The 22,033-nt window shown below is 75.7% G+C and carries 6 protein-coding genes; all 6 read left to right on the forward strand.

From position 1 onward, the window contains the following. Window positions 1-46 precede the first annotated feature (46 nt). The 6 genes from Sdi02f_RS32065 (at window position 47) to Sdi02f_RS32090 (ending at window position 22,022) form a co-directional block, all read left to right on the forward strand. Window positions 47-1,540 (forward strand): AMP-binding protein, encoded by a 1,494-nt coding sequence (locus Sdi02f_RS32065; protein ID WP_053639269.1) that lies wholly within the window; start codon window positions 47-49, stop codon window positions 1,538-1,540. After that, window positions 1,537-2,790 (forward strand): type III PLP-dependent enzyme domain-containing protein, encoded by a 1,254-nt coding sequence (locus Sdi02f_RS32070; RefSeq protein WP_108934463.1) that lies wholly within the window; start codon window positions 1,537-1,539, stop codon window positions 2,788-2,790. Before Sdi02f_RS32065 ends, Sdi02f_RS32070 begins: the two co-directional genes overlap by 4 nt. Beyond that, entirely contained in the window at window positions 2,787-3,242 is a 456-nt protein-coding gene (locus Sdi02f_RS36605) for a cobalamin B12-binding domain-containing protein (RefSeq protein WP_030404658.1), read from the forward strand. The genes Sdi02f_RS32070 and Sdi02f_RS36605 overlap by 4 nt, the downstream gene beginning before the upstream one ends. Further along, window positions 3,239-4,513: a methylaspartate mutase gene (locus Sdi02f_RS32080; RefSeq protein WP_030404659.1), complete on the forward strand. Its 1,275-nt coding sequence runs from the start codon at window positions 3,239-3,241 to the stop codon at window positions 4,511-4,513. The genes Sdi02f_RS36605 and Sdi02f_RS32080 overlap by 4 nt, the downstream gene beginning before the upstream one ends. Before the next feature lie 38 nt (window positions 4,514-4,551). Then, window positions 4,552-5,709, forward strand: coding sequence for a cytochrome P450 (locus Sdi02f_RS32085; protein WP_055468930.1), 1,158 nt, complete (start codon window positions 4,552-4,554; stop codon window positions 5,707-5,709). 209 nt (window positions 5,710-5,918) lie between these two features. Next, window positions 5,919-22,022, forward strand: a complete 16,104-nt coding sequence (locus tag Sdi02f_RS32090) for an SDR family NAD(P)-dependent oxidoreductase (protein WP_438363753.1) — start codon at window positions 5,919-5,921, stop codon at window positions 22,020-22,022. Window positions 22,023-22,033: the final 11 nt, after the last annotated feature.

Below are 22,033 nucleotides of genomic sequence, written 5' to 3' on the forward strand. Positions count from 1 at the left end.
TTAGCGTTCCAGCGCATACGGCGATGCGGTGAATCGGGGGTATTGCATGCTCGTGCACGACATCCTGGACGGGGCGGTGGCAGAGTGCCCGGACGCCCGTGCGGTTCAGGACCGGTCAGGTGCCTGGAGCTATGCACGGCTCGGCGAGTACAGCCAGGCGTTCACGCGGTGGCTGCGCCGGCAGGGCGTCGAGGCCGGTGACCGTGTCGTGGTCCGCCTGCCGACCACACGCGAACTCGTGGCCCTGTTCTACGGAACCTCCCGGCACGGCGCCGTCTTCGTGCCGCTCAACCCGGAGATGAAGACGTTCCAGCTGGGTTCGGTCGTCGAGAGCGCCGACCCCGCCCTCGTCATCTCCGACGCGGCCGGCGCCGTCGCGCTGAGCGAGGTCACCTCCCTGCCCGTCCACGACATCGGGACGGTGTGGGCCGAGGTCGAGGCGCTCCGCGCCGAGGACGGACCGGGGGAGCCCGCGGCGCAGGTGGCGGAGGACGCGCTCGCGGTGCTGATCTACACCTCGGGGAGCACCTCCGCGCCCAAGGCCGTGATGGGCCCGCACGCCCAGGTGACCTTCGCGGCGAGCGCGATCCAGGCGGTCCTGGGCTACCGGCACGACGACGTCGTCTTCTGCCGCTTCCCCATGTCCTGGGACTACGGCCTGTACAAGGTGCTGCTGTCCGGTCTGGGCCGCTCGGAACTGGTCCTGGCCGGCGAGGAGTCGGACCTGATGCTGCTGCGGCGTATGTGCGAGACCGGGACGACGGTGGTGCCCGTGGTGCCGTCCCTCGCCTCCATGATCACCACGTTGGTGCGACGGGATCCCGGCTCGGTGCCGCCGGTGCGCATGGTCACGAACACGGGTGCCGCGCTGCCGCGCGCGACGATCGAAGCGCTGCGCGCGGCCTTCCCCGGGGTCCGGGTGGTGCGTCAGTTCGGGCAGACGGAGTGTAAGCGCGTGTCGATCGTGCCGCCCGAGGAGGACCGGGACAAGCCCGGCTCCGTCGGTCTGCCGCTGCCCGGTACCGAGGTGCTGATCCTCGACGCCGAGGGCAACCGGCTCCCGGCGGGCGAGACCGGGGAGATCGTGGCCGTGGGACCGCATGTGATGCCCGGCTACTGGCGTGCCCCCGAGCTGACCGCCAGAACCTTCCGGCGAGAACCGGAGACGGGCGCGCTGCGGCTGCACACCGGTGACTACGGCCGTCTCGATGACGAGGGGTACCTGTACTTCGAGGGCCGCCGCGACGACATCTTCAAACGCAAGGGCGTCCGTATGAGCACCGTGGAGATCGAGGCCGCAGCGATGGACATACCCGGCGTACGCGCGGCCACCGCACTGCCGCCGAGCGACGACACCGACCTCTCCGTGTGTGTGGAGAGCGACCTCACGCCGCAGCAGGTGCTCAGGGAGCTGAGCCGGCGCCTCGAACCGCAGAAGGTTCCGTCGGTGTGCCACGTGGTCGACGAACTCCCGCTCACCGTGCACGGCAAGCAGGAACGCCGCGAGCTCGCCCGGACACTCGCCGGAGCCCGCCGGTGACCCGCTACGACGCACTCGCCCGGCGCTTCGGCACTCCGCTGTACGTGTACGACCTGGACCGGGTGACCGCCGCCCGGGACGACCTGTTCGCCGCGCTTCCCGAGTCGTTCGACGTGTTCTACGCGCTGAAGGCCAACCCGCACCCCGAGGTGGCGGGCGCGCTGCGCGAGGCACCGGGCAGGGCGTGCCGGGCGGAGATCAGCTCCACCGGGGAACTGGCGGCGGCCCTCGCCGCCGGGTACGCGGCGGCGGACTGCCTGTACACCGGGCCCGGCAAGACCGAGGGCGAGCTCGACGAGGCCATCGGCAGCGGCGTGCGGACCTTCTCCGCCGAGTCCGCCACGGACCTCGCCCGCATCGGCTCGGTCGCCGTCCGGCACGGTGTGGTCGCCGAGTGCCTGCTGCGGGTCAACAGCGCCTCCGCGAGCGCCCGGACCAGCATCCGGATGACCGGCACCCCCTCGCAGTTCGGCTTCGACAGCGAGACCCTGCCCGAGGTGCTGCCCGCCCTGCGGGACACGCCGGGCACCCGGCTCGCGGGCGCGCACTTCTTCCCGCTCAGCAACGCCAAGGACGAGGCCAGCCTCGTCGCCGAGTTCGATCACACCATCGCCCTGGCGGCGCGGCTGCGGGACGAGCACGGTCTGCCGCTCGACTTCCTCGACATCGGCGGCGGCTTCTCGGTGCCCTACGCGGTGCCGGGCGACCGCGCGGTCTACCACGGACTGCGCGGCGGGCTCGAGGCCGCGCTCGACCGGCACCTGCCCACGTGGCGGGCCGGCACACCCAGGATCGCCTGCGAGTCCGGCCGGTACCTCGTCGGCGACAGCGGCACCCTGCTCAGCTCGGTCGTCAACACCAAGGAGAGCAGGGGCCGTTCCTTCGTCGTCCTCGACGCGGGCATCAACACGCTCGGAGGCATGTCGGGCCTCGGCCGGCTGCTGCCGGTGGCGGTGGAACCGGAGGAGGACAGCCCGGCGGCCGTCACCGCGAGCCTCGTCGGACCGCTGTGCACACCGGGCGACGTCCTCGGACGGGAGATCAAGCTGCCCTCCCTGGCCCCCGGCGACACCGTGGCCGTCCCCAACACCGGTGCCTACGGCGCCACCGCCAGCCTGCTGACGTTCCTCGGCCGCCCCGCGCCCGCGGAGGCCGTCGTCCGCGGCGGCGAGGTGGTGTCGGTGACCAGGCTGCGGTACGAGCGCGTCCACGAAACGGTCCCGCCGGAGCGGCCGGAGACGGCCCCGTGACCGGCCCGCACGGCCTGGCGCCGACGGGCCGCGGCGTCCTCGTCAGCGGGCTGGCGTCCGACGCCCACACCTGGAACCTGATGTACCTCCAGCTCCTGATCGAGGAACTCGGCCACCCGGTCACCAACCTCGGCCCGTGTGTGCCCGACGAACTCCTCGTCGGCGAGTGCCTGCGGCGTGCCCCCGGGCTCGTCGTCCTCAGCAGCGTCAACGGCCACGGCACCCAGGACGGGCTGCGGCTCATCCGCGCGCTGCGTCGGCACGGGCGGCTCGCCACCACACCGGTGGTCATCGGCGGCATGCTCGGCATCACCGAGGAGGGACGCGAGGAGCGGGTACGCCAGCTGCTGGCGGCCGGGTTCGACGCCGTCTTCGAGAACGGCACGGACGCGGTGGCCCTCTTCAAGGACTACGTCGGTGCGCTCACCGGCGACCGGCACGCGGCGTCGTGAGCGGCTTCGCCGACTTCGTGGCGCAGCAGGCCGCCGCCGGGCGGCTCGTCGTGCAGCCGAGGATGGGCTTCGCCACCCCCGAGGAGATGCGTGCCGGACTGATCGCCACCAAGTCGGCGGCGGCGACCACGGTCGGCACCGTCACCGTCGACAGCTACACCCGGGTCGGCGACCTGGCGGCCGCCCGCACCGCCCTGCGCCGGGGAGCCGGTCTCAACGGCTATCCCCTGGCCACCCACGACGCGGCCACCACCCGGCGGATGCTCGACGGCGTACGCGACGACACCTTCCCCGTGCAGGTGCGGCACGGATCGGCGGCACCGCAGCACATCTTCGCCGCGTCGCTCAGAGCCGGCCTCGACGCCACCGAAGGCGGGCCCGTGTCCTACTGCCTGCCCTACGGCCGCGTGCCGCTGGAGGTGTCCGTACGCAACTGGGCCGCGGCCTGCCGGCTGCTGGCACGCACCCGGGACCTGGGCGCGCGGCCGCACCTGGAGACCTTTGGCGGCTGCATGCTGGGTCAGCTCTGCCCGCCCGGCCAGCTCGTCGCGATCAGCGTGCTGGAGGCGCTCTTCTTCCGACAGCACGGCCTCGACGACGTGTCGGTCAGCTACGCGCAACAGGCCAACGCGGACCAGGACAGGGAAGCGGTCCTGGCGCTGCGCCGCCTGTGCACCGAGTTGCTCACCCCGCTGGGGATCGAGTGGCACGTCGTCGTCTACGCCTACATGGGCGTCTACCCGACGACCGACGAGGGCGCCCACGGTCTGCTGGCCCGGGCCGCCGAACTCGCGGTGACGACCGGCGCGCCCCGGCTCATCGTCAAGACGGTGGCCGAGTCCCGCCGGATCCCGACGGTCCGGGAGAACGTGGCCGCGCTGGAGCACGCCGCCGCCGCGGCGAGGTCGGCGGCCGGGCCCCACGACGCGACGGCCGACTCACAGACCTACGCCGAGGCCCGCGCGCTGATCGACGCGGTGCTCGGCCTCGGGCCCGACCTGGGCGATGCCCTGGTGACGGCGTTCCGGCGGGGCCTGCTGGACATCCCTTTCTGCCTGCACCCCGACAACGCCGGACGCAGCCGCAGCTACCTCGACGCGGACGGACGCCTGAGGTGGGCCGAGCTCGGCTCGCTGCCGCTGCGGCACCTCGTCGGGACCCGTGCGGCACGGCCCGTGACCTCCACCGAGCTGCTGGGCGCCCTGGCGTTCGTGCGCCACAGATACGACCGGGAGGCGCTGGAGGCGTCTCCGACAAGGAGACTGACGTGAACACGGCCGGCCGAGAGATCCGCGCGTACCCCTTCGAGATGCGCGACATCCAGGTTTCCCCGCTGTACGCCAAGCTGCGCGCCGAAGAACCGCTCAGCCTGGTGCGCCTGCCGTACGGCGAACCCGCCTGGCTGGCCACCCGCCACGACGACGTGAAGACCGTGCTGACCGATCCCCGGTTCAGCCGCGCCATCGCCCAGGGCCTCGACCAGCCACGCCTGCGGGCGGAGAACACCGGCGACGGCATCATGGGCATGGACCCGCCGGACCACACCCGGCTGCGCAAGCTGGTCGGCAAGGCGTTCACCGCGCGCCGCGTCGAGCAGATGCGCGCGGGCGTGGCCCAGCGCGCCCGCGACCTGGTGGACGCCATGAAGCGCGGCGGGAGCGAGGCCGACCTGGTCGAGGAGTTCGCCCGGCCCCTGCCCGTCTCCGTCATCTGCGACCTGCTCGGCGTTCCGTACGAGGACCACTCCCGGTTCCGGCGCTGGACCGAAGCGATGACCAACGAGGAGTCCCGCACCGCCGACGTGCTCGCCGAGATCGGGCCCGAACTCGACGAGTACCTGGGCGGTCTGATCGCCCAGCGGCGCCGCAGGCCGACCGACGACCTGCTCGGCGCGCTGGTGCGCGCCCGCGACGAGGGAGACCGGCTCACCGAGGCCGAACTGATCTCCATCGCGGGCCCCGGACTGCTCGCGGGCGGCGCGGAGACGGTCACCTGCGGCATCCCCAGCTTCGTCTACGCCCTGCTCACCCACCCCGACCAACTGGCGTTGCTGCGGCGCACCCCGGAGCTGATGCCCACCGCCGTGGAGGAACTGCTGCGCCACGTGCCCATCAACACGGCGGCGATGTTCGCCCGGTATCCGCTCGAGGACGTGCGGCTCGGCGACACGCTGGTCAGGGCCGGCGAACCGGTGCTCGCCGCCCTGCACGCCGCCAACCGGGACCCGGACGTGTTCGAGAACCCGGAAGGGCTGGACCTGACCCGTGCCCGCAACCCCCATCTCACGTTCGGACACGGACCGCACCACTGCATCGGTGCGCAACTCGCGCGCCTGGAACTCCAGGTGGCCCTCACCACGCTCCTCGAATCCTTCCCGGAACTGCACCTGGTGGACGGCCCGGAGAACGTCGAGTGGAAGTTCGGCGTGATCGTCCGGGGTCCGTCGGAGCTGCGCGTCGGATGGTGAGCGGCATGCCCGCGCCGGGCGGGAACAGCGGGAACAGCGGGAAGAGAAGAAGCGACAGGAGTAGTGAAGCCCGAATGAGCGAGCCCGGGAATTTCGGTTCTGACGCGGTCGGCGAACCGGGCGGGACGGCACGGCCCCGGACCGTGGAACTGGTCCGCGTCCTGGAGGCACTGCCGGGCGCCGAACGCGAGCGCCACGTCGCCTCCCTCGTGCACGAGCACAGCCTCGCCGTCCTGCCCTCCGCCCCGCGGTCCCTGGACACGCGGCTGCCCTTCACGGAGCTGGGCTTCGACTCGCTGGCCGCGGTCGACCTGCAGGCCCGGCTCAGCGACGCGACGGGTCTGGCGCTGCCCGCCACCCTCGTCTTCGACCACCCGACGCCGGCCGCACTCGCCCGTCATCTCACCGGGCTGCTGCTGCCGGGACGGACGGCGCCGGACGCCGGGCACGACGGCCACGAGGGCGTCGGCACCCCCGACGACGACCCGGTCGCCGTCGTCGGCATCGGCTGCCGCTACCCGGGCGGCGTGGCCTCGGCCGACGACCTGTGGCGGCTGGTGGCCGACGCCGGACACGTGCTGACGGACTTCCCCGACGACCGGGGCTGGGACCTCGAAGGGCTCTACGACCCCGACCCCGCCAACCCCGGCACCACCTACGTGCGCAAGGGCGGATTCCTGCCGGACGCGGCCGAGTTCGACGCGGGCTTCTTCGGCATCGGGCCGCGCGAGGCGTCGGCGACGGACCCGCAGCAGCGGCTGATCCTGCAGACCTCCTGGCACGCCCTGGAGCACGCCGGCATCGACCCGGCCGGGCTGCGCGGCGCGCGCGCCGGTGTCTTCATCGGGGCCGAGGCACAGGAGTACGGGCCCCGGCTGCACGAGGCACCGGCCGGCCTCGACGGCTATCTGCTGACCGGCAACGCGCCCAGTGTCATATCGGGCCGCGTCGCCTACGCGCTCGGACTCGAGGGCCCCACCCTCACCGTCGACACCGCCTGTTCGGGCTCCCTCGTCGCCCTGCACCTCGCCGGGCGCGCCCTGCGCGCGGGGGAGTGCTCCCTCGCCCTGGCCGGCGGTGTCGCCGTGATGAGCGGCCCCGGGGTGTTCACCGCGTTCAGCAGGCAGCGCGGCCTCGCGCCCGACGGGCGCTGCAAGGCCTTCGCGGCGTCCGCCGACGGCACCGGGTTCGCCGAGGGCGTCGGCGTCCTCGTCCTGGAGCGGCTCTCCGACGCCCGGCGCAACGGCCACCGCGTACTGGCCCTGCTGCGCGGGTCGGCGGTCAACTCCGACGGGGCCAGCAACGGCCTCACGGCCCCCAGCGGACCCGCGCAGGAACGCGTGATCCGCTCCGCCCTCGCGGACGCCGGACTCGACCCCCGCCAGATCGACGCCGTGGAGGCGCACGGCACCGGTACCCGGCTCGGCGACCCGATCGAGGCACGCGCCCTGCTCGCCGCCTACGGACAGCACCGCCCGGCGGAACACCCCCTGTGGCTCGGGTCGGTGAAGTCGAACATCGGACACGCCCAGGCCGCGGCCGGGGCTGCCGGTGTCATCAAGATGATCATGGCCATGCGGCACGGCACGCTGCCGAAGACACTGCACGTCGACGAGCGCACGCCCCACGTGGACTGGTCGCTGGGCGGGGTCGAACTCCTCACCGAGGCACGGCCCTGGGAGAGCGGCGACGAGCCGCGCCGGGCGGGTGTCTCCTCCTTCGGCGTCAGCGGCACCAACGCCCACGTGATCGTCGAGGAGGCCCCGGCCGAGCAGGCCACGGAGCCGACGCCGGACGCCCGCCCGGGTGCCCCGCTGCCGCTGCCGCTGTCGGGCAGAACCGAGCAGGCGCTGCGGGACCGGGCGACGGCCCTGCTGCACGGGCCCCTGAGCCCGCCCGGCGAACGGGACGAGGAGCGCGCCGGGGCCCTCGCCGACCTCGGACGGGCCCTGGCGACGACCCGCGCCGTCCACGAGGAACGGGCCCTGGTGATCGCGGCCGACCACGCGGAGGCGGCGCGCGGCCTCGCCGAACTCGCCGCCGGGCGGACCGCGCCCGGCGTGCTGCGCGGCACGGCCGGCACCGGCCGTCTCGCCTTCCTCTTCCCGGGGCAGGGCGCGCAGCGCCTGGGCATGGGCCGCGCCCTGTACCGGGCGTTCCCGGTCTACGCCCGCGCCTTCGACGAGGTGTGCGCCTTCACCGACCTCCAGCTCGACCGCCCGCTGCGCGAGGTGGTCCTCGGCGACGACGCGCGGGCGCTCGACCGCACCGCGTACGCCCAGCCCGCCCTGTTCGCGGTCGAAGTGGCGCTGTACCGGCTGCTGGAGTCCTTCGGCGTCACTCCCGACCTGCTGCTCGGCCACTCCGTGGGCGAGTTCGCGGCGGCCCACGCCGCCGGTGTCATGAGCCTCGAGGACGCGGCCTTCCTCGTGGCCGCGCGCGGACGGCTGATGGACGCCCTGCCCGAGGGCGGGGCGATGGCCGCCGTCGCCGCCACGGAGGACGAGATCCGGCCGCTGCTCACCGACGGTGTGTCCCTGGCCGCCGTCAACGGCGCCTCGTCCGTCGTCGTCTCCGGGACCGCGGACGCCGTGCGCGCGGTCGCCGGGCAGTTCGCGAGGTCCACGCCGCTGCGCGTCTCCCACGCCTTCCACTCGGCGCTGATGGAGCCGATGCTGGACGAGTTCCGCAGGGCCGCCGAGGTGGTCGACTACGCGCCGCCCCGCATCCCCGTGGTGTCGGACGTGACCGGCCGGACGGCCACCGCCGAGGAACTCCGCTCACCGGAGTACTGGGTGCGGCACGTCCGCGAGACGGTGCGCTTCCACGACGGCGTCCAGGAGCTCGCGGAGCAGGGGGCGCTCACCTACCTGGAACTCGGCCCCGACGCGGTTCTGTCGGCGCTCGCGTCCGACTGCGTACCCGGCGACGGTGCCGCCTTCGCCTCCGTGCTGCGGCGCGACGCCGACGACGAGCGGCAGCTCCTGACGGCGCTCGCCACCGCCCACGTCCGGGGCGCGTCCGTCGACTGGCCCGCCCTGTTCGAGAGCCGCGGGAGCGCCGCGGCCCCCGTGGAGCTGCCCGGTTACCCCTTCCAGACCCGCCGCCACTGGCTCACCCCGCCCGCCGCCGCCGACGCCGCCCGGCTGGGCCAGGAGGTTCCCGGACACCCGCTGCTGGGCGCGGCGCTCACGCTCGCGGACGCCACCGGCACCGTGCTGACCGGCCGGCTCTCGCTCGACTCCCACCCCTGGCTGGCCGACCACGCGATCTCCGGGACGGTGCTCCTGCCCGGGACCGCACTGCTGGAGCTGGCCGTCGGCGCGGGCGACCGGGTGGGCTGCCGGCACGTGGAGGAGTTCACCCTCGAAAGCCCGCTGGCCCTGCCCGAACACGGCGGCACCGCCGTCCAGGTCGTCCTGCGCGAGACGGGCGCGCCGCGGCGCTGGGCGGTCGAACTGTACGCCCGCGCCGGGGACGCGGCACCCGAGGACCCCTGGCACCGGCACGCCAGCGGGACGCTGGCGCCCGCGGCCGAGGACCCCGCGGGCCCGGCGGCGCCCGCCGCCGACGCCTGGCCGCCCGCGGCCGCCCGGCCGCTGCCCGTCGAGAACCTGTACGGCGAACTCGCCGCCGAGGGCTACGAGTACGGCCCCGCCTTCCGGGGGGTGCGCGCGGCGTGGCGGCACGGCGAGGAGGTGCTCGCCGACGTCGCCCTGCCCGCCGGCCTGGCGCCGGCCGCCGCGTCCTTCGGTCTGCACCCCGCCCTCCTCGACGCGGCCCTGCATCTGACCGACCTCGCCGCAGACGCGGCGGGCGGCGACGCGGCCGGGGGCGGGCCGCGCCTGCCCTTCGCGTGGACGGCATACACCCTGCACGCGACGGGTGCCGCCGAACTGCGGGTCCGGATCTCCCCGGCCGGGCCCGACGGCGTCGCGCTCCGCCTGACCACCCCGGACGGCCGCCCGGTGGCCTCCGTCGGGGGCTACCGCACCCGGCCCGTCACCGCGGACGCGCTCGCCCCCTCGCCCGGCGGCGCCCTGTACCGGATCGACCGGGTGCCGCTCGACGGGCACCCGGCGACGCCGGCCCCGTGGACCGACCACACCGAACTCCCCGGCACCGGACCGGTCCCCGCGACCGTGGTCCTGCGCCCCGGCGGTGACGTCCTCGGCGCCCTGACGGCCTGGGCGGCCGACGACCGCACCGCGGACTCCCGGCTCGTCGTCGTCACCGAGCACGCCGACACCGACACCGAACAGGCGGCGGTCAGCGGCCTGGTGCGTGCCGCGCAGGCCGAACAGCCCGGCCGCCACCTGCTGCTCGACCTGGAGGGGCCCGCCGACGCGGCGGCCCTCGACGCCGTGCTCGGCACCGTCCTCGCCTCCGGCGAACCGGAGGTGACCGTGCGCGCCGGCGTACCGTGCGCGCCGCGCCTCGCCCGGTTGGCTCCCCGGCGGACGACGCCCGCCCCGGCGCCCTTCGCACCGTCGGGCACCGTCCTCGTCACCGGCGGCACCGGCGCCCTCGGCGGTCTCCTGGCCCGCCACCTCGTCGAGCGGCACGGCGTACGGCACCTGCTGCTGGTGGGGCGCCGCGGCCCCGACGCCCCCGGCGCGGAAGAGCTCGCCTCACAGCTCACGGCGCTCGGCGCGGAGGTGCGCATCGCCGCCTGCGACGTCACCGACCGCGCGGCGCTCGCCCGTCTCCTGGCCGACATTCCCGAGGAGCACCCGCTCACCTCCGTCGTGCACACGGCCGGGATCCTCGACGACGCCCTGACCGGCGACCTGACCCCGCAACGCATGGCCGCCGTACGGGCGCCCAAGGCGGACGCGGCCCGGTACCTGCACGAACTCACCCGCGACCTGGAGCTGGCCTCCTTCGTCCTCTTCTCCTCCGCCGCAGCGCTCGTCGACGGCGCCGGGCAGGGCAACTACGCCGCGGCGAACGCCTCGCTCGACGCACTCGCCCGGCAGCGCCGCGCCTCTGGGCTGCCCGCCCTCTCCCTGGCCTGGGGACTGTGGAGCGGCACCACGGGCATGGGCGCGACGCTGGACGGGGCCGCGGCACGCCGCGTCGGCCGCCAGGGCCTCGCACCGCTGTCGCCCGCCCAGAACCTCGCCCTGTTCGACCTCGCGCTGAGCACCGGGGAGGCCCACCTGGCGCCGCTGCGGGTGGACAACGCCGCTCTGCGGGCCCGCCCCGACGGCGTTCCCGCCCTGCTGAGCGGCCTCGTCCCCGTACGACGCAGCCCCGCCGCCGCGGTCGCGGCGGACGCGGACCGGGTGCGGTTCGACGCACTCCCGGAGGCCGACCGCGCCCGCGCGGCGCTCGCGCTGGTGCGCGGCCACGCCGCCACCGTCCTCGGCCACGACGGCGCCACGGACATCGGGCCCGACCGCGCCTTCGACCAACTCGGCTTCGACTCGCTGGCCGCTGTGGAGCTGCGCAATCTGCTCAACCGCGCGACCGGGCTGAGGCTGCCCTCGACCCTCGTCTTCGACCACCCCACTCCCAGGGCGCTCGCCGCCCACCTGCTGGCCGCCACGAGCGTGCCCGGGCCCGCCCCCGAGCCCTCTCCCGCGCCCGCCCGGGCCGGCGGCCCGGCCTCCGTGGACGAGCCGGTCGCGATCGTCGGCATGAGCTGTCGGTTCCCCGGCGGCGTCACCTCCCCGGAGGACCTGTGGCGGCTCGTGGACACGGGCACCGACGCCGTCTCCGCCTTCCCGGACGACCGCGGCTGGGACACCGGGGGCATCTACGACCCCGAGCCCGGCACCCCCGGCAAGAGCTACACGCGCGAGGGCGGATTCCTCTACGACGCCGCGGAGTTCGACGCCGACTTCTTCGAGATCAGCCCCCGCGAGGCCGCGGCCATGGACCCCCAGCAGCGGCTGCTGCTGGAGACCTCCTGGGAAGCGCTGGAGCGTGCCGGGATCGATCCGCTGTCGCTGCGCGGCAGCCGCACCGGGGTGTTCGCGGGCGTGATGTACCACGACTGGGCCGCCCGGCTGGGCAACCGCGTCCCCGAGGACAGCGCCGGCTATCTCGGCAACGGCAGCCTTGCCAGCGTGGTCTCGGGCCGGGTCGCCTACGCGCTGGGCCTCGAAGGCCCCGTGATGACCGTCGACACCGCGTGCTCGTCGTCGCTCGTCGCCCTGCACTCCGCCATCCAGGCCCTGCGCCGCGGCGAGTGCGAACTCGCCCTCGCGGGCGGTGTCACCGTGATGTCCACGCCCGACACCTTCGTCGACTTCAGCCGGCAGCGCGGTCTGGCCGCCGACGGCCGCTGCAAGTCCTTCGCCGCCGCCGCCGACGGCACCGGCTGGGGCGAGGGCGTCGGCATGGTGCTCGTGGAGCGGCTGTCCGACGCCCGCAGGCTCGGCCACCGCGTCCTCGCCGTGGTCCGCGGCTCCGCCGTCAACCACGACGGGGCGAGCAACGGCCTCACCGCGCCCAACGGCCTCGCCCAGCAGCGGCTGATCGGTCAGGCACTGGCCGGTGCCGGACTCACCCCGGCCGACGTCGACGCCGTGGAGGGACACGGCACGGGCACCACCCTGGGCGACCCCATCGAGGCACAGGCGCTGATCGCCGCGTACGGCAGGCACCGGAGCGCGGACCGGCCGCTCTGGCTCGGCTCCGTCAAGTCCAACCTCGGACACACCCAGGCGGCCGCCGGCGTGGCCGGACTCATCAAGACGGTGATGGCGCTGCGGCACGCCCGGCTGCCCCGCACCCTGCACGTCGACCGGCCCTCGCCGCAGGTCGACTGGTCGGCGGGGACCGTCGCCCTGCTGGCACAGGCACGGGACTGGGAGGACCCGGGGCGCCCCCGGCGCGCCGCCGTCTCCGCCTTCGGCATCAGCGGGACCAACGCCCACGTGATCGTGGAGGAGTCGCCCGAGGCGGCCCTGGGGACCGCCGGGCCCGGCGACCGCGCCCCGCGCGAGCCGCGGCGGGCGCTGCCCGGCCCCGTCCCCGTCGTGGTGTCCGCGCGCACCGGACCCGCACTCCGCGCCCAGGCGGCGCGGCTGGGGGCCCACCTGCGGGAGCACCCCGGCCCCGGCCTGCTCGACGTGGCGCACGCCGCGGCCACCACCCGGGCCGCCCTGGAGCGGCGCGCCGTGGTGCTCGCCGACGACCTGGAAGGGCTGCTGGACGGTCTCGACGCCCTGGCCGCCGGGCGGCCGGTGCCGGGAGCGGGCACGCAGGACGTGAAGGACGACGGGGCCGTCGCCTTCCTCTTCTCCGGCCAGGGCTCGCAGGCGTGCGGCATGGGGAAGGACCTGTACGACACCTTCCCCGTGTTCGCCGAGACGTTCGACGCCGTCTGCGCCCGACTGGAGGACGCCCTCGGCACCCCGCTGCGCGAGGTGGTGTTCGGCACCGACGAGGCGCTGCTGAACGGCACCGCTCACGCACAGCCCGCCCTCTTCGCCCTCGGCGTCGCACAGTTCCGGCTGCTGCAGTCGTGGGGTCTCACCCCCGACTTCGTCGCGGGGCACTCCGTCGGCGAACTCGCCGCCGCCCACGTGGCCGGTGTCCTGTCGCTCGACCACGCCTGCGAGCTGGTCGCCGCCCGAGCCCGGCTGATGGGGGACCTGCCGGCCGGCGGGACCATGGCCGCCCTCGGGGTGAGCGAGGAGACGGCCGCGGCGCTGCTCGCGGAGCACGGCGGGACCATCGCCGTCGCGGCGGTCAACGGACCCGAGTCCGTGGTCGTCTCCGGCGACGAGGACGCCGTGCTCGCCGTGTGCGCCACCGTCACCGCCCGCGGCGGCACGGCCAGGCACCTGCGGGTGAGCCACGCCTTCCACTCGGCCCGCATGGAGCCGATGCTCGACGAGTTCGCCCGCGTCGCCGCCACCCTGGACTTCCGTCCGCCGCGGATCCCGGTCGTGTCGAACGTGTCCGGGGCCCTGGCCGCGGCCGGGGAGCTCGACTCGCCCGACTACTGGGTCCGGCACGTCCGGGAGACGGTGCGCTTCCACGACGGCGTGCGGACACTCGCCGGGGAAGGCGTCACCCACTTCGTGGAACTCGGGCCCGACAGCGCCCTGTCGGCGCTCGGCACGGGATGCCTGCCCGACGACGGGACCGCGGTGTTCACGCCCCTGACCCGCAGGGGCGGCACGGGCGTCACCGGGCTGGTGGCCGCCGTGGCGCGGCTGCACGCACGCGGTCGCGCCGTGGACTGGACCGCCTTCTTCGCCGCCCTGTCCGGCACCACGGACACGCGGCGGGTGGAGCTGCCCACCCACGCCTTCCAGCACAGGCGCTTCTGGCTCGACGCCGCCCCCGCCGCCTCGGCGGACGGCGCGGGCGCCGGACAGACGGCGGCGGCGCACCCCCTGCTCGGCGCGGTGATCAGCGCCCCCGACACCGGTGGCGTGACGCTCACCGGCAGACTGTCGGCGCAGGCACAGCCCTGGCTCGGCGACCACCGGGTCCTGGGCCGGACGACGCTGCCCGGCACGGCCTACGTAGAACTGGTGCTGCGCGCCGGTGACCAGGTCGGCTGCCCGCGCATCGAGGAACTGACCCTGCAGTCGCCGTTGGTCGTGCCCGATCGGGGCGGTGTGGCGGTGCAGGTCGTGGTGGGCCCCGAGACGAACGGCCACCGCCCGGTGTCCGTGCACTCCCGGGACGAGGCGGCCGCAGAGCAGGACCCGTGGACCCGGCACGCGCTGGGCACGCTGACGCCCGCACCGGAGACGGAACCGGACGGCGACCCGGCGCAGTGGCCGCCCGCCGGGGCCGAACCCGTGCCGGTCACCGACGCCTACGACCGCCTCCTGCGCCGCGGCTACGGCTACGGCCCCGCCTTCCAGGCACTGCGCGCCGCCTGGCGGCGCGGCGACGAGGTCTTCGCCGAGGTGGCGCTCGCCGCGGAGGCGGCCCGCGACGCGACGGCCTTCGGACTGCACCCGGCGCTGCTCGACGCCGCCATGCACGCCGACCTGCTCGGCGACCTGCTCGGACAGGGGGACGGCGAGGACGCCACCCTCATGCCGTTCGTGTGGAACGACGTCACGCTGCACACCCGGGGCGCTTCGGCGCTGCGGGTACGCATCCAGCGCCTCGACGGCGGTGAACTGTCGGCCATGGACGTCGCCGACCCCACCGGCCGGCCCGTGGCCACGGTCGGCTCCCTGGTCTCCCGGCCGGTCGCACCCGACACCTTCGACGACGCCGGCGCCGGGCTCCCGCTGTACGGCGTCACCTGGCAGCCGGCGCCCACCGGCGGGGCACCGGGCGCCGACCACCGCTGGGCCGTCCTCGGCGACGGCCCGCAGCCGCCGGACGCGGACGCCGCCTACCCCGACCTCGCGGCACTGCGGGCCGCCGTCGAGGCCGGACGGCCCGTACCGGAGACCGTCCTGGCCTACTGCGCCCCGGCCCCGGGTCCCGGCGGGCGGGACGCGGACGGCGACCTGCCGGGCCTGCTGCGCCCGGTCACCGAGGAGGCACTCCAGCTCCTGCAGGCGTGGCTGGCCGAGAGCCGGTTCGCCACCGCCCGGCTGGTGCTGGCCACCCGGGGCGCCGTCCGCCTCGGCACCGAGCCCGACGCCGGCCCCGCGGGACTGGCGGCGGCCCCCGTGTGGGGCCTCGTACGGGCGGCGGCCGAGGAACACCCGGGCCGCTTCGGCCTCGTGGACCTCGACGGCACCGCCCCGAGCACCCACGCCCTGTCCGCGGCCCTGGCCTCGGGCGAGCCGGAGATCGCTCTGCGGACCGGAACCGCCTACCTCCCCAGGCTCACGGAACTCCCGGACCCCGGCCCGGGCACGGGGCCGCGCCCCGACCCCGAGGGCACCGTCCTGATCACCGGCGGCACCGGCGGCCTCGGCGCGATCCTCGCCGGACACCTGGTCCGCACCCGGGGGGTGCAGCACCTGCTGCTGGTCAGCCGGCGCGGCTCCGCGGCGCCGGGCGCCGCCGGGCTGGTCACCGAACTCACCGGGCTCGGCGCCTCGGTCCGGGTCGCCGCCTGCGACGTCACCGACCGCGACGCCCTGGCCGCGCTCCTGGCCGGCATTCCCGCCGAGCATCCGCTGACCGCGGTCGTGCACGCCGCCGCGGGCGCCGACAGCGGACTGATCGGGTCGATGACTCCCGGCCGTCTCGCGTCGGTGCTGCGGCCCAAGGCGGAGGCGGCCTGGCACCTGCACGAACTGACCGCGGACCTCGGCCTCGCGGACTTCGTCCTGTTCTCCTCCGCCGGAGGCATGTTCCTCGCGGCGGGGCAGGCCAACTACGCGGCGGCGAACACGTTCCTGGACGCACTGGCCGGGCACCGCGCCGCCCTCGGACTGCCCGCCACCTCCATGGCGTTCGGCCTGTGGAGCGAGAACACCGGACTGGGCGGCGACCTCGAGGACGGCGACCTGCGCCGCATGGCCCGCCTCGGCACCCCGGCGCTCACCCGCGAGGAGGGCCTCGCCCTGTACGACCGGGCCAGCCGCGCGGACGCCCCGGTGACCGTACCGGCCCGTCTGGACCCGCAGGCGCTGGGGCGGCGCAGAGGCCCGCTGCCCGCTCTGCTGCGGGGGCTCGCACCGGCCCCGGCGCCGCGTCCGGCGGCCGCGCCGCGGCCCGCCGCGGCCGACTCGGCACTGGCCGGGCGCCTGTCCGGGCTCTCCGAGGCCGAGGCCGACCGGGTGCTGCTGGAGATCGTCCACACGCAGGTCGCGTCCGTGCTCGGCCACGAAGGAGCGGAGGCGATCGACCCCGGACGTGCCTTCAAGGAACTCGGCTTCGACTCCCTGGCCGCCGTGGAGCTGCGCAACCTCCTCGGTTCCGCCACCGGTGTGCCGCTGCCCGCGACGCTCGTCTTCGACCACCCCAACTCCCGGGCCGTCGCCGATCTGCTGAAGTCCCGGCTCGTCGGCGCCGCGCCGGCGGCGGTGCAGCCCGGCCGGACGGTGACCGCCGCACGCGACGAACCCATCGCCATCGTCGGCATGAGCTGCCGGTACCCCGGCGGCGTGCACTCGCCGGAGGACCTGTGGCGGCTGCTGCTCGACGGAACCGACGCCGTCACCGGCTTCCCCACCGACCGGGGCTGGGACATCGACGGCGTCTACGACCCGCGGCGCGGCATCCGGGGCAGGACCTACGCCCGCGAGGGCGGATTCCTGCACGACGCCGCCGACTTCGACCCGGGCTTCTTCGGCATCAGCCCCCGCGAGGCGCTGGCCATGGACCCGCAGCAGCGGCTGCTGCTCGAAGTGGCCTGGGAGACCTTCGAGCGGGCCGGGATCGACCCGAGCAGCATGCGCGGCACCCCCACCGGAGTGTTCGCCGGATGCATGTGGGACGACTACGCCGCCCGGCTCGGCGAGGTGTCCGCCGAGGTCGAGGGCTATCTCGCCAACGGCAGCTCGGGCAGCGTCGTGTCCGGCCGCATCTCCTACCTGCTGGGCCTCGAAGGGCCCTCGCTGACCGTGGACACGGCGTGCTCCTCCTCACTGGTGGCCCTGCACCTGGCGGTGCAGGCGGTGCGGGAGGGCGAGTGCGCCATGGCCCTGGCGGGCGGCGTGACCGTACTGTCGACCACGGACCTCTTCGTCGACTCCAGCCGCCAGGGCGTGCTCGCGCCCGACGGACGCTCCAAGTCCTTCGCCGCCGCGGCCGACGGCGTCGGCTGGGCCGAGGGCGTGGGCCTGGTCCTCGTGGAACGTCTCTCCGACGCCCGCCGCAACGGCCACGAGGTCCTGGCCGTCATCCGCGGCAGCGCCGTCAACCAGGACGGCGCGTCCAACGGCATGACGGCGCCCAACGGCCCCTCCCAGGAGCGGGTGATCCACCGAGCCCTGGCCACCGCCGGACTCACCCCGGCCGACGTGGACGCGGTGGAGGCGCACGGCTCCGGCACCCGGCTCGGCGACCCCATCGAGGCCCAGGCGCTGCTCGCCACGTACGGCCAGAACCGGCCGGAGGACCGCCCGGTGTTCGTCGGCTCCGTCAAGTCCAACATCGGACACGCGCAGGCCGCGGGCGGCATCGCCGGCGTCATCAAGACGGTGCTCGCCCTGCGGCACGGCCTGCTGCCCAAGACCCTGCACACCGACGCCCCCTCACCGCACGTGGACTGGTCGGCGGGGAACCTGCGCCTGCTGACCGAGGCCCAGCCCTGGGAACCCGCCGGACGGCCCCGCAGGGCCGGAATCTCCTCCTTCGGCATCAGCGGCACCAACGCGCACGTCGTCGTGGAAGAGGCGTCCCCCGAGCCGCCGGAGCGGCGGTCCGCCGCGCAGACCGCGCTGCCGGGGCTGCCGGCGCTGCCGGTCCTGCCCCTGGTCCTGTCCGGGCACACCGCGCCCGCGCTGCGCGACCAGGCGGCCCGGTTGCTCGCCCGGCTCGACGCCGAGGAGCCCGCGGCCGCGGACACCGGCGGACCGGGGCTCGCGGCGGACGTCGCCCACTCCCTGGTCACGACCCGCGCCACGCTCGACCACCGGGCGGTGGCCCTGACCGGCACCGGGTACGCGACCGTGCGCGAGGCGCTGTCGGCGATCGCCACCGGCACCGCCACGCCCCAGGTGCGGCAGGGCGTCACCGCCCGGTCGGCGACGGGCGCGACCGCGTACCTCTTCTCCGGCCAGGGCGCCCAGCGGCCCGGCATGGGCCGGGAGCTGTACGCGCTGTTCCCGGTCTTCGCCAAGGCCCTGGACGACGCCTGCGCCCGCCTGGACCCGGCGCTCGACCGGCCCCTGCGGGACGTGATGTTCGCCGAGGCGACCTCCCCGGACGCCGAACTGCTCGACCGCACCGCCTACACCCAGAGCGCCCTGTTCGCCCACGAGGTCGCCCTCTTCCGGCTCCTGGAGTCGTGGGGGCTCGCACCGGACTTCCTGCTCGGTCACTCCATCGGCGAACTCGCCGCGGCCCACGTGTCCGGCGTCCTCTCCCTGGCCGACGCCTGCGCCCTGGTGTCCGCGCGCGGACGGCTGATGCAGGCGCTGCCCCCGGGCGGCGCCATGGTCGCCCTGCAGGCGAGCGAGGACGAGGTCGCCCCGTCGCTGGGCGACGGCGTGGACCTGGCGGCGGTCAACGGCCCGCACGCCGTGGTCGTCTCCGGCGACGAGGACGCGGCCTGCGCACTCGCCGACCGGTTCACCGCCCTGGGACGCAGGACACGCCGGCTCCGGGTGTCCCACGCGTTCCACTCGGCACGCCTGGACGCCATGCTCGACGACTTCCGCGCGGTCGCCGCATCCGTCTCCTACGCGGCGCCGCGCATTCCGGTGATCTCCAACGTCACCGGCCGGCAGGCGACGCCCGGCGAACTCGGCTCGGCCGACTACTGGGTGCGGCACGCCCGCGGCACCGTGCGGTTCGCCGACGGGGTGGCGCGGCTGGCGGAACTGGGCGTCACCCGCTACGTGGAGCTCGGGCCGGACGCGGTCCTGACCGCGCTCGCCCAGGGCTGCCTGACCGGCCCGCCCGCGGTGCTCGCACCCACGGCGCGGACCGGCCGGCCGGAGACCGGCGTGCTGACCGAGGCCCTCGCCGCGCTGCACGTGGCGGGCGTGGACGTCGACTGGTCCGCGCTGTTCACCGGCCGGGGCACCCGCCGGGTGGCGCTGCCCACCGCGGCCTTCCAGCGCGAGCGATACTGGCTGGACGCGACACCGGCGCCCGGCGACGTCACCGCGGCCGGCCTCGGAGCCGCGGGCCACCCCCTGCTCGGCGCGGTGGTGCCCGCCCCGGAGACCGGCGGTGCGGTGCTGACCGGACGGCTGTCGGCCGACACCCAGCCGTGGCTGGCCGAGCACACCGTCATGGGCCGCCCGGTGCTGCCGGGCACGGCCTTCGTGGAGCTGGCGCTGCGTGCGGGCGAGGAGACCGGCCTGCCGGTGATCGAGGAACTGACCCAGGAGGAACCGCTGGTCCTGCCCGCCGCCGGCGCGATGGCGATCCAGGTGGTGGTGGGCGCCGAGGAGGCGGGCGGCCGCCCCCTGACGGTGTACGCGCGGCCCCAGGACGCCGCAGCGTCCACGCCCTGGACCCGGCACGCCCGGGGCCGGCTCGCGCCCGCCGGTGCCGGAAGCGGGCCGGGCCCCGAGGTGTGGCCGCCGCAAGACGCCGAACCACTGGACCTGAGCGGCCTCTACGAGGAGAGCCTGGCCGGTCTCGGCTTCGGCTACGGCCCCTCGTTCCGGGGCATCCGGTCGGTGTGGCGCCGCGGTGACGAGGTGTTCGCCGACGTCGCCCTGCCCGAGAGCGCCGGGCCGGTGGCCGCCGCCTACGGTCTGCACCCGGCCCTGCTCGACTCCGCCCTCGGCGTCACCGACTTCCTGCTGGGAGGTCCCGCGGCGCTCACCGAGGCCACGGTGCCCTTCGCGTGGAGCGGGGTGTCCCGGCAGACGGCGGGCGCCACGGCGCTGCGCGTGCGGGCCCGTCTGCGCGAGGACGGGGCGGGTGCCTCGCTCACCGTCCACGACGCGTCGGGCAGGCCCGTCATCACGGTGGACTCCCTGGTGACCCGTCCCGTCGCCGAGGACCGGCTGAGCGGCCCGGCCGACGCGCTCTTCCGCGTCGGCTGGCGGCCGCTGAAGCCCACCGGCACCGGCCGGAGCGCCGGCCTCGCGCACCTGGAGACCGACGTGCTCGGGCTCGGCGGCCCGGTCCACGGCGGCCTCGCCGCGCTCCCGGACCCCGTACCGGACACCGTGGTGCTGCCCTGCGTGTCCGGATCCGGCGACGCGCCCCTGCCCGACCGGGTCCGTGAGGCCACCGGCCGGGTGCTGGAGACGCTCCGCGCCTGGCTCGCCGACGAGCGGCGGGCGGGGGCCAGGCTGGTCGTGGTCACCCGGGGCGCGGTGGCCGCGGTACCGGGGGAGGGCGTACGCGATCTCGTGCACGCCCCCGTGTGGGGGCTGGTCCGCGCCGCCCAGGCCGAACACCCGGGCCGGTTCGCGCTCCTCGACGCCGCCGACGGTGCCGACGCCCGTGCGCTGTCCGCCGCACTCGGCTCGGACGAGCCCGAGGCCGCCGTGCGCGGCGACGCGGTCCTCGTGCCGCGGCTGACACCCGCGGCGGGCGATCCCGGCGCCGGCACCGACGGCGGGTTCCGCACCCCGGGCACCGTGCTGATCACCGGCGGCACCGGCGAGCTGGGCGGCCTGCTCGCCCGGCACCTGGTCACCCGGTACGGCGTCGGGGACCTGCTGCTCACCGGCCGCCGCGGCCCCGAGGCGCCCGGCGCCGCCGAACTCGTGGCGGACCTCGCCGCACTGGGAGCCACGGCCCGGGTCGTCGCCTGCGACGTGGCCGACCGCGCCGCCCTGGAGCGGCTGCTGGCCGGGATCCCCGGTGACCGGCCGCTGACGGCGGTCGTGCACGCCGCCGGGCTCATGGACAACGCCCTGATCCAGGACCTGACGCCGCGACAGCTCGACCGGGTCACCCGGCCCAAGGTGGACGGGGCCTGGCACCTGCACGAGCTGACCCGGCATCTGGACCTGTCGGCCTTCGTCCTGTTCTCCTCGGCGGGCGGATCCCTGCTCGCGGCCGGACAGGGCAACTACGCCGCCGCCAACGTCTTCCTCGACGCACTCGCCGAGCACCGGCGCGCCGACGGCAGGCCGGCGACCTCCCTGGCCTGGGGGCTGTGGGAGGGCGCCGGAGAGCAGCTGGACGTGGACCGGCTGGGACGCGGCGGCACCCGCGAGCTGACGGCGTCCGACGGTCTGGCCCTGTTCGACACGGCGCTGACCGTGCCGGACACCGCGGTGCTCGTGCCGATCGGCCTCGACCGCCGGGCGGCCGCCACCGCGCCCGGCGGTGTGCCGGCCCTGCTCCGCGACCTGGTGGGCGGCACCGTGCCGACCGCCGGGCAGGGCACACCGGCCGGCTCCTCACCGCAGGAGCTCAGGGCCCGTCTCGAAGCCCTGCCGGGCGCGGAACGCGCCGCCGCCGTCCTCGACCTGGTGCAGGAGCACGCGGCGGCCGTCCTCGGCCACCCCGACCCCCGGGCGGTCCCCGCGGAGAAGGGCTTCACCGATCTCGGGCTGGACTCGCTCGCCGCCATCGAGCTGCGCAACAGGCTCGCGGAGGCCACCGGCCTGCGGCTGTCGGCGACGCTCATGTTCGACCGGCCCACCCCGCTCGAACTGGCCGCGTTCCTGCTGGGGGAGATGCTGCCGGACGCACCACCGCAGGAGCCCGCACCGACGGGCGACGGGCCCGCGGCCGAGGACGCGCCGCCGTCCGCGTCCGCCGCGGAGATCAAGGCCATGAGCGTCGAGGACCTGGTGCGCACCGCGTTGCGGCGGCGCGAAACCGGTTCGGACAGGTGAACGAGGAGAAC

Source organism: Streptomyces ardesiacus (genome assembly GCF_003112575.1).
Lineage (GTDB): Bacteria > Actinomycetota > Actinomycetes > Streptomycetales > Streptomycetaceae > Streptomyces > Streptomyces ardesiacus.

What these genes read in the sequence shown, in the direction of transcription:
- Sdi02f_RS32065 (WP_053639269.1), top strand. Translation starts at nt 47, where the DNA reads ATGCTCGTGCACGACATCCTGGACGGGGCGGTGGCAGAGTGCCCGGAC.
- Sdi02f_RS32085 (WP_055468930.1), top strand. Translation starts at nt 4,552, where the DNA reads ATGCGCGACATCCAGGTTTCCCCGCTGTACGCCAAGCTGCGCGCCGAA.